This window comes from Paracoccus versutus (assembly GCF_029909795.1).
Classification (GTDB): Bacteria; Pseudomonadota; Alphaproteobacteria; order Rhodobacterales; family Rhodobacteraceae; genus Paracoccus; species Paracoccus versutus.
The window spans coordinates 303,294-311,878 of record NZ_CP038196.1; the positions used below are offsets into that span (position 1 = coordinate 303,294).

Below are 8,585 nucleotides of genomic sequence, written 5' to 3' on the forward strand. Positions count from 1 at the left end.
CCGCCGTCCGGGGCGCACAATCAGAGCCGGGCAAGTGATAGAATGCGAAGAAAGAATCTGCTTTGGTTGTCGCCGCAGCCGGCCAGATCCGCCACCGCGGCGTCATATTCCGCCGGATGCTCGCAGCCGAGGGCGAAGTGCAGGATCCGCGCGGCCCGGATCAGCACCCGGTCGGCGGCGCGCAGGGCCGGGCTATCGGCGAGATCGCTTGCCTCGGCCGCAGCCCGCTGCCAGAGCAGTTCCGACTCGCGCAGCCAGTGCGCGAACGCTGCGTCGCGCGACCAGCCATGCTGGATGTCGCGCTCCGCTTCGATGGCATGCGCCAGCGTGCCCAGAAGCTCGGAAAAGCGGCGTGAAACACTGGTGTGGGTGAAAGCGCAGGCGGCTTTCTGCGCCTCGAAGGGCGTGGTAGGACTGGCATCAGCCATGAGCGGTCTCCTCAGACGAGATCGGTGTGGTCAGGGCCAGGATGGGAGCTGCAACTCTTGCCCTGGCTCGCCCATTCTGTTACCTTGTTGGCATAAAGTCAAGTAAGTACGGAATGGATTCTGCATGACAGAGAAAAAAATGGGCCGGCCCGAAGTCGATACCATGCCCGTCACCATCCGCATGGAGCGCGACATGATCCGCCAGATCGACGATTATCGCAGGACCCTCGACGACCTCCCTACACGGCCAGAGGTGATCAGAAGGGTCATGGCAGACTTCCTCGAAAAGGTCGCGAAGGAACAGTAAGCCATGGATGGGGTGGAACGAGGGTTGTCGTAAGGGGCGGAAAGCGGTCATGCGGCGGTGCGGCCGCAGCGTCGCATGAGAGCAGCCGTTCACGCATGGTGCAGCGATTCCAGCCTGCCATCGACGCGGAGGGCGGGAAGCAGCGTCACTGCATTGCCACGGGATGCTGCGCAGGCCGCGAAATCGGACTTTCGTCGCCGAAGTTTTTCTCGGTCGCCCTGTTTCGGGTCGCATCTTCGTTACGCCGTATTCGCTCGCCGTTATCATCCCCCTTCACAAATCTCGGTAGAGTCCTTTGTGGCCGCTGCGAGGTTCCGACAGGAGGTATCGCGGAGTTCAAGTTGTGTCTTTCCTGACCAATGAGGTTTGCTGACGCAAACCCAATCGAGGCCCTCGAAGGCGACCGTCCTCGGTATTGCAATGAAACGGGTGACACGGCGGTTATGGGAGGGTCATTGGGCTTACTCATCTACTCGGGCCAAGGTGGAACCGGAAACGGTCAAGTTCATCTGAAAGGCCCATCTTTACCCTCGCCGTTACTCTACCACGGGTGAGGCATGTCCCCCAAACAAGGTCGAGGCCCGACTTCTTCAGCATCTTGCTAAGACTGCTTTTCCCTATCCGCCTTCGCCAAGCTTTCATCCCAGATACGGCAGGTTTCCTGATATGCTGGATTAATCCCGCGTCGCACGACGATGGCGGCAATCAGCGGGGCAAGGAAGGGCGGGCAGCCGATGCCGATCAGCGCCGCCGACAGCGTCCCGGTCAGCGCCGTTTCCGACAGATTCAGCGTATCGCGCAGCGCGTCGCGGCTGGCCACGTCATCCTTGCCATCGCCGCAGAGCAGATCATAAAGCTGCCGCTAATGCTGCGCCAAGATGCGCGCACCCAGCTTGCGTAGCGACCGGCCCATGGATTCGACTCCGCTTTGGGTCAGTTCTAGCGACATGCTGGCGGCGGCGAGGGGGTCGAGGTCGATGACGATTTCCCGCCTGGCAGCAGAGCGCCCTGAGATTTGACCCACCTTTGGCAGGGTATGCCGACGGCCACACCGTCCGGAAGAACAGGCGGAGAGCCACCGCCGCCACATCCCGGAAGCCGGTGACGGCAGCTTCCGATTCAAGGCCAGCACGGAAGCCGCGGCGCAAGAAAAAGGAAACCAGCAATGTCTTGACCGAGCCATAACCCCCTTCGCATAATCTCAAGGCGGGTCAGTTCTCGACGGAAATCGTCAGCGAAAGAGCCTCCGAGGGCAGGTCACGCGTGATGGGTGCGGACCTTGGCAGAGGGATATATCAGGTTGCGACACCTTGCCGCGACCGGATTTCAAAGGGGATTGTGAATGCAGGATGTTCTTGACCACGCAGCGCTGAAAACCAAGCAGCGCGCCATCCGCAATGGCTTTCCCGAAACCATGGGCCTGCGCGTCCATCGTGCTATCAGCTGGATCGGTCGTGCCGAAGCCTGCGGCGAAGATGACGACGCCCGCTTCATCTTCCTCTGGATCGCGTTCAATGCTGCCTATGCCGATGAGCGGGAGTTCCAGTCGGTCGCGCCCGGCGAACGCGCTGCCTTCGTCGATTATTTCCGCAGGCTGGTAGCGCGCGACGGGGAGCGACGGATCGACAAGGCACTGTGGCAGCGATTTACGGGTCCGGTGCGGATACTCATGGAAAACCGCTATGTCTTCAATCCGTTCTGGCAGCACCACAACGGGATTGACGGGTTCGAGGATTGGGAGGAAAAATTCAGAGCATCATCGCGTAGCTTCGCTCAGGCATTCCAGGCGGGCGACAGTGTCCGCGTCCTGAGCTACGTCTTCGACCGGCTCTATGTCTTGCGCAATCAGCTGGTGCATGGCGGTGCCACTTGGAACAGCGGCGTGAACCGGGCGCAGGTGCGTGACGGCGCGGCGATCCTAGGGTTCCTGTTGCCGGTTTTCGTGGATCTGATGATGGACAACCCCGCGACCGGTTGGGGCAGGCCGTTCTATCCGGTGGTCGCCTAGGAGGTTGCATGATGGCGCCGCAGCCTTCCTGAACCACAAGATGCACAACCGTGCCCATTCTGCACGGGACAGGCGCGGCAGTCCGATTTGCTGGCGCTTCTCGATTCTGTCGGGGCAGGGTCTTCGCAGGACCTGCTGATCCGCCCTGCGCCGTCGCCGGCCGTCGCCGCCAAATTTCACCATCAAAGGAGCCAACCGACCATGCCCGTCCCTGACTACGACGACCCCGCGCTTTTCGCCGAATGCGTTTCCGCGATCACGCTGAAAGGCGAGCCGTGCGGATATCTTGCGGATTGTCTGTCCGAATATGAAGTCGAGGTGACGGTGGCCCCGGCTCCCGGGCGGGGCAGTTCCAGAGCGGAGCCTTGGCTTCTTCTCTCCGATCTTGAAGAAAGGTGTTGGGCAGGGCGCATCAAGGCGGCACATCTTGCATCGGACGCTTTGCAGGATGCGGCCGGTCTGTATCACCTGTCAAAGATCGAAGATCTTACCATCAGCATCGGCGGTCGGAATTTTTCCGAAAATGATGTCGACACCTTCCAGAACGCGATCGGAGATCTGCAAGGCCTGCGAAAACTTCGCCTGATCGTTGCCGAAAATGCGATCGAGGAAGCGGAGGATTGTTTCCGTTGGCCCTTTGCCGGGTTTTCCGTGGACATTCAGGTAGACAAACCGGCGCGCAGAGGAAAGAAGTTGACAATAAACCCAGATCCGCAAGCGTGATCCCAGGCTTGGATTTCTTTACGTTCATGAGTGTCCCACATGCTTCACCAATCCGAATTCGACAGCAAATTCGCCGTCATCCAGGGCCATTTGCGGCTGATCGCATGGCGCAACAGCCAGACCGAGCAGATCACCGATCAGTTCGCGGCCGCCTGGCCCGAGCTTGAGATGGCGATCGACCGGCATGTCGCGGAGCTGTCTCTGTTTGCCGTGGCCCGCGCCCATTCCAATGTTCCGGCCGCGACGGGAAGGCTGTTGGCCCCCTGGGTCGAGGCGCAGACCAAGATCGCCGCCGTCCGCGCCCAAGATGATCTGGCCGAGGTCATCGCGCTGTTGCCCCAGGATGGCATTGCGTCCCATGCCTGGACCGTGCTTCCCGCCGTTGGCGGCCTGGGGCTGATTGCGGCCTCCGTGCTTGCGATGCCAACCGTCCTGTCATTTGCCACTGTCACGGTTTTCGGATTTCTTGCGACAACCAGTTCGCCGCTGTTGCTGGCGGGTGGTGCCGTGCTGGCGGTCATGTCGCTGACCGGCTCCGCCGCTATCGGAAAGGCGAAGCAACGAGGCCGCACCCATCTGGCCGAACGGATCAAGCGGCAGGCCCGCAGCGCCATTTTCGGCGACGGGCGCAATCCCTGGGACCGCTGCGTCGTCAGCGACACCCAGGCGGCAGTTTTGAAGGCCGCGCAAACTGCATTGGAGGCGTGATGGTTCTTTTATACAATATTCCTCCGTTGCTGCAGGGGCGCATGGCTGACGGCAGCGCATCGCTCGTCGGGGCAATCGTCAAGGACAACCTGACCGGTAAGGTCCTCGGCCATGTCCAGCAGACTGGCGTGATGCAGGAACTGCTCGACGGAGTAACGAGGCTGTCGTCAGGCGGTTTCTCACCGCTCGGCGCTGTTTCCGTCGTTCAGAACGAACAGATCAAGCACGGCATCCGCCAGCTTCAGGATGGCATGGCCCTGATGCAGACCCTGCAATACGGCACGCTTGCACTGTCGGGGCTGAACCTGGGCGTGTCGGTTGCGGGCTTCGCGTTGATGGAAAAGCGGCTGCGCGGCATGGAAAGGCATCTGGATCGGATCGAGGATGCCATCGGGCAGGTCACGACAGACCGGCGCGACGACGACATCCGCAGCACGCTGGCCGATATCCACGCCGACCTGCGCAATATCGATAGCCTGCCAACACGCGAGAGCCCTGGCCGCGCGGCGGATACCTTGCAGATCGCGCTCGATCGTCACGCCAGCCGGCTGGGCAAGCATTTCCAGCGTGAGGCCAAGACGGATGGCCGCGCTTCCATGACGCTCGATCACCTCGAGCGCCTGTGGATGCTGGCCGCTGCGATCCGGCTGTGCCATGAGGCCAGCCTGCAGGCGCTGTTCATCGGTAACAACCTGGCAACAGCCGAGAGCAACGGCTTCTCGCTTGTCGATGGGCAGATTGACTTGCTGGACATGGTCAGCCCGGATCAGCTTGCCCGGTTGGTGGCGCGCCATGATCCGGCGGCGCATGGCAAGGCGCTGCAGCAGGCGCATCTGCTGAGCGACGGATTGCGAGGCGGGGTCGAATCGCTGGTCGGACAGATCTCGATTGCCCGCACGCTGTCCGCGACAGGCACCAGCGGCCTGGCCTATCTGCGCGAGGCGCGCCAGGAGCGCGAGCGCGAACTGCTGTTTCTGCCCGCCTGATCCCGTCAGTCGCCGCGGCGCCGCACCGCGCACCCGGGCGGACCAGCCTTGGTCTCCTCTGCAACAAGCGGTGTCGTGGCGCATTGGTGCAAGGCCGATACGCATTTCCGCGACGATGCGATCCGGCCGTTCGTTCGACGGACCTTCCTTGATGCGCGGCAGCGCGGCCGGCAGGTTGCCGATCCTGCGCTTCGGCGCAGCTCGGGTCGCCTCGTCGCCCATCTTGGTGGCACATGCTTCCTTCTCCGACCATACCCGTCCTGATCCGACGTATGGCCCCCTTATACATCGCCTCAATGCAAGAGGTGACCATGCACGAGATCAACCATCCCGACCTGTTCTGGCCCGCGCTCGACCGGCTGATCGCCGGCACTGCGGCCACGTCCCGCACCGCGCGTGAAGTGTCGCGTTTTCTGAACCGCGAGGATGACATCGCTTGGCTGTTCGAGACCGAAAAGTCCGAGCCGCCGACAGCCGCCCAATGGCGCAAGCTGTGCCGCAAGGCCAGGGTCATGGCGCGGCGCAAGCCTGACGCGCCTGCGCCCTTCGTCGCCCGGCTGCGCGATTTTTCCCGCCGCGCCGGGCTGGACGAAACCGAGACCAGCCTGCTGGATCTCGGCGTCCGGCTGGCCCGATCCAGCCAGTCGCAGGGCCTTGCCGAACTGATGGTGAACGAACTGGAATGGCCGCGCGACAGGGCGCTCGCGCTGATGGGCGGGTTGGAGCGGCAGGCGGTCCGCGCCGCGCTGGGTCCACGATCACGGCTGTTCCGCACCGGGCTTCTGGACCTAGAGCCGGATTTTCTGGGTGGGAACCGCGGGCTCGGCTTCGAGATCAGCGGACTGCTGCGCCGCGTCGTCAGCGCCGAAGGCGACATGGTCGACCTGCTGGTGCCGACCGGCCGTGCGCCCGATACCAGCTGGTCCGATTTCGACCACATCGCCGCTGCGCGTGATTTCGCCCGCGACATCCTGCGCGGCGCGCTGGCCGGACGGGCCAAGGGGGTGAACATCCTGCTCTATGGTCCGCCCGGCACCGGCAAGACCCAGCTTTGCCACCTGCTCGCCGCCGAGCTGGGGGCCGCGCTGCGCATGGTGATGACCGAGGACGAGGACGGCGACGAACCCTCGCGCCGCGAGCGTCTGAACCACCTGCGGCTGGCGCAGACCCTGTTCCGCGACGCCGGCGATACGCTGATCCTGTTCGACGAGATCGAGGATCTGATGCCCGCCTACAATCCGTTCTCGCGCAGCGAGGGCTCGAAGGTGCATCAAAACGTCCTGTTCGAGGAAAATCCGGTGCCGATCCTGTGGACGACCAATGATATCAGCGGCATCCCGGCCTCGATCCGGCGGCGCATCGGCTTTTCCATCGAGATGCGGCCGCCTGCCGCCCCGGTGCGCAGCCGTGTGCTGACGCGATTGGCGGCGGGGCAGGGGCTTGACCTGCCGGCCGGGCAACTGGACCGGCTGGCGCGGCAGAACCCGGTCGCCCCGGCGGTGCTGGCCACCGCGTTACGCAGCGCCGCGCTGGCTGGGGGCGGCATGCCGGCGCTGGAACAGGCGCTCAGCACCTCGCGCCGGCTGGTCGAAGGGCGGCCGCCGCGGCCGCAGCCCGTCGGCGACGATTTCGACCCGGCGTTGAGCGCGGCCGATCTCGACCTCGCGGCACTGACGCGGCGGCTGCGCGGCGGCCGAGACCGGCGGGTGTCGCTGTGCCTCTCGGGCCTGCCGGGGACCGGGAAATCGGCCTTCGCCCGGCATCTCGCGGCCGAGATGGGGTTCGAGGTGATCGAGAAGCGCGCCTCGGATCTGCTGTCGATGTGGGTCGGCGGGTCCGAGCAGAACATCGCCACGGCCTTTGCCGAGGCGCGCGATACCCGCGGCTTCCTGATCTTCGACGAGGCGGATTCGCTGCTAGGCGACCGGACCGGGGCGCGGCATTCCTGGGAAATCAGCCAGGTCAACGAGATGCTGACCTGGATGGAAAACCATCCGCTGCCCTTTGCCTGCACCACCAATCTGGTCGAGCGGCTGGACCCGGCCAGCCTGCGCCGTTTCAGCCTGAAGATCCAGTTCGGCCCGCTGGATGCGGCGCAGGCGCGGCGGGCGTTCGGCCAGTTCTTCGCGGCGCAGGCGCCTGCGGGGCTGGATCACATGCAGGGGCTGGTGCCGGGCGATTTCGCCTGCGTGGCCGGCCGGCGCGACTGGCTGGACGATCCTTCGCCCGAGGGGCTGTTGCGCGAATTGCGCCGTGAGCTGGCCGCGCGGGGCGAGCCGATGCGGCAGATCGGCTTTGTCACGCATTGACAAGCCCTTGGCGGCGACGAAACCTGCGGCCATGACCGACGCCCGCTATGCCCAATATGAAAACCTGCTGCGCCTGCTCATCATGCTGGAAGGGCGCAGCGACGGTATCGGCATCGCCGATATCGAGGAGGTCGCGGGCATCCAGCGCCGCGCGGCCGAACGGATGCGCGACGTTCTGCTGCGCGCGTTGCCGCAGTTGGAAGAGGTCCGCGAAGGCGCCTCGAAACGCTGGCGGCTCGAGGCGCCGGTGCTGAACCGCAGCCTGGCACCCACGCTGGAGGATCTTGCGGCGCTGAACCGGGCGGTCGCGGTGCTGGAGGCCAGCGGCGATGCCGGGACGGCCGACTGCCTCTCGACCCTGTCAGACCGGCTGCGTGCGGCGCTGGAGCGCCGGTCGCGCGCCCGCTTCGAGATCGACCTTGAGGCGCTTCTGGAAGCGGATGGCGTCGTCCACCGCCCCGGGCCGCGCGAGGTTCTGGACGCCGAGGTCGTCGGTTGCCTGCGCGAGGCGATCCTGGGCGGTTGCTGGGTCGAGCTGGACATGCAGACCGATGCCGGACGGATGTCCTGGCGCAACCGGGTCGGGCCGATCGCCTTTCTGCTGGGCGAGGGGCGGCAGTATCTGGTCGGTTTCAGCGATTATCGCCAGCAGGTGCAGCTGTTCCGGCTTGCGCGGCTGCGCGGCGCGCGCGTGCTGTCCGAGGCCTATGAACGGCCCGAGGGCTTCGATCTGTCGCGCTGGCTGGCGCGTTCCTTCGGAACCTGGCGCGATCAGCCGCAGGCGGTCGAATGGCGCTTTGCCGCGCATGTCGCGGCGGATGTGCGGCAGTTCCGCTTTCATCCCGACCAGCGCCTGACAGATGAGACCGACGGCAGCGTGACGGTGCGCTTCACCGCCAGCGGCCTGGATGAGATGGGCTGGCACCTGTTCCGCTGGGGCGATGCGGTGCGGGTGGTCGCGCCCGATGCGCTGCGCGAGCGCTACGCGGAGATGCTGGCCGCCGCCGAGGCGGCCCTGGACGGCGGACAGGGCGGCGGCCAGGGCAAGCTCACGGGCAAAAGCCGCTCCTGACCGGACATCGGCGGCGACACTCGCGACTGTCCGAACGATCCGCG

9 protein-coding genes are annotated in these 8,585 nt (G+C 64.8%); 7 read left to right on the forward strand and 2 right to left on the reverse strand.

The window, feature by feature from the left end; translation table 11 throughout:
- Positions 1-20: 20 nt before the first annotated feature.
- On the reverse strand, positions 21-428 hold the full coding sequence (locus tag E3U25_RS01515; RefSeq protein ID WP_166435466.1) for a hypothetical protein: 408 nt from the start codon (positions 426-428) through the stop codon (positions 21-23).
- A 124-nt stretch (positions 429-552) separates the two neighbouring features.
- Here E3U25_RS01515 and E3U25_RS01520 point away from each other — a divergent pair, with 124 nt between their 5' ends.
- A complete protein-coding gene (locus E3U25_RS01520; RefSeq protein ID WP_116221575.1) occupies positions 553-735 on the forward strand; it encodes a hypothetical protein in 183 nt (60 codons plus the stop codon).
- 601 nt (positions 736-1,336) lie between these two features.
- On the opposite strand, the gene E3U25_RS01525 is transcribed toward E3U25_RS01520, so the two are convergent.
- Positions 1,337-1,555, reverse strand: a complete 219-nt coding sequence (locus E3U25_RS01525) for a hypothetical protein (RefSeq protein WP_116221576.1) — start codon at positions 1,553-1,555, stop codon at positions 1,337-1,339.
- A gap of 522 nt (positions 1,556-2,077) precedes the next feature.
- Here E3U25_RS01525 and E3U25_RS01530 point away from each other — a divergent pair.
- The 6 genes from E3U25_RS01530 (at position 2,078) to E3U25_RS01555 (ending at position 8,541) form a co-directional block, all read left to right on the forward strand.
- On the forward strand, positions 2,078-2,743 hold the full coding sequence (locus tag E3U25_RS01530; RefSeq protein ID WP_166435467.1) for a HEPN domain-containing protein: 666 nt from the start codon (positions 2,078-2,080) through the stop codon (positions 2,741-2,743).
- An 87-nt stretch (positions 2,744-2,830) separates the two neighbouring features.
- On the forward strand, positions 2,831-3,466 hold the full coding sequence (locus E3U25_RS01535; RefSeq protein ID WP_116221577.1) for a hypothetical protein: 636 nt from the start codon (positions 2,831-2,833) through the stop codon (positions 3,464-3,466).
- 39 nt (positions 3,467-3,505) lie between these two features.
- Entirely contained in the window at positions 3,506-4,174 is a 669-nt protein-coding gene (locus E3U25_RS01540; RefSeq protein ID WP_116221578.1) for a hypothetical protein, read from the forward strand.
- Between the two features lie 41 nt (positions 4,175-4,215).
- Positions 4,216-5,160, forward strand: coding sequence for a hypothetical protein (locus E3U25_RS01545; protein ID WP_147304496.1), 945 nt, complete (start codon positions 4,216-4,218; stop codon positions 5,158-5,160).
- A 311-nt stretch (positions 5,161-5,471) separates the two neighbouring features.
- Positions 5,472-7,469, forward strand: coding sequence for an AAA family ATPase (locus E3U25_RS01550; RefSeq protein WP_166435468.1), 1,998 nt, complete (start codon positions 5,472-5,474; stop codon positions 7,467-7,469).
- Positions 7,470-7,500: 31 nt separating this feature from the next.
- Entirely contained in the window at positions 7,501-8,541 is a 1,041-nt protein-coding gene (locus E3U25_RS01555) for a helix-turn-helix transcriptional regulator (protein WP_166435469.1), read from the forward strand.
- The last annotated feature ends 44 nt before the right edge of the window (positions 8,542-8,585 follow it).

What these genes read in the sequence shown, in the direction of transcription:
- E3U25_RS01515 (WP_166435466.1), bottom strand. Translation starts at nt 428, where the DNA reads ATGGCTGATGCCAGTCCTACCACGCCCTTCGAGGCGCAGAAAGCCGCC.
- E3U25_RS01520 (WP_116221575.1), top strand. Translation starts at nt 553, where the DNA reads ATGACAGAGAAAAAAATGGGCCGGCCCGAAGTCGATACCATGCCCGTC.
- E3U25_RS01530 (WP_166435467.1), top strand. Translation starts at nt 2,078, where the DNA reads ATGCAGGATGTTCTTGACCACGCAGCGCTGAAAACCAAGCAGCGCGCC.
- E3U25_RS01540 (WP_116221578.1), top strand. Translation starts at nt 3,506, where the DNA reads ATGCTTCACCAATCCGAATTCGACAGCAAATTCGCCGTCATCCAGGGC.
- E3U25_RS01545 (WP_147304496.1), top strand. Translation starts at nt 4,216, where the DNA reads ATGGCTGACGGCAGCGCATCGCTCGTCGGGGCAATCGTCAAGGACAAC.
- E3U25_RS01550 (WP_166435468.1), top strand. Translation starts at nt 5,472, where the DNA reads ATGCACGAGATCAACCATCCCGACCTGTTCTGGCCCGCGCTCGACCGG.
- E3U25_RS01555 (WP_166435469.1), top strand. Translation starts at nt 7,501, where the DNA reads ATGACCGACGCCCGCTATGCCCAATATGAAAACCTGCTGCGCCTGCTC.